At 60.9% G+C, this 279-nt stretch carries 1 protein-coding gene; it reads left to right on the top strand.

The window, feature by feature from the left end:
- Positions 1-14: 14 nt before the first annotated feature.
- Positions 15-279 (top strand): hypothetical protein (locus tag PZC42_RS21045; RefSeq protein WP_277214061.1); only part of this gene is annotated, 265 nt, incomplete at its 3' end.

The raw sequence follows: 279 nt of genomic DNA, 5'->3' as shown, positions 1-279 counted from the left end.
ATGACGCCCTGATCGTGACCGACGATGTCTACGATTTCCTTCAGTGGCCGTCTGCCCCTGGCTCTGCCATCGGCCATCCGGACAAGGCATATCTTCCGCGGGTCGTCGATGTTGATCGCTACTTGGACGGTGGCCCGAAAGATGAATGGGGCAATGCAGTCAGCAACGGCAGTTTCAGCAAGCTCCTCGGGCCCGGTGTCAGAACGGGATGGGCTGAGGGCACGGCGAAGTTCGCAAATGGCCTGTCCCAAACGTATGGCCCCCCTGCCCTGCCGCTTC

This window comes from Isoptericola croceus (assembly GCF_029382255.1).
Classification (GTDB): Bacteria; Actinomycetota; Actinomycetes; order Actinomycetales; family Cellulomonadaceae; genus Isoptericola; species Isoptericola croceus.
The sequence above is the reverse complement of the archived record's forward strand: the minus strand, read 5'-3'. Positions and strand labels throughout refer to the sequence as shown.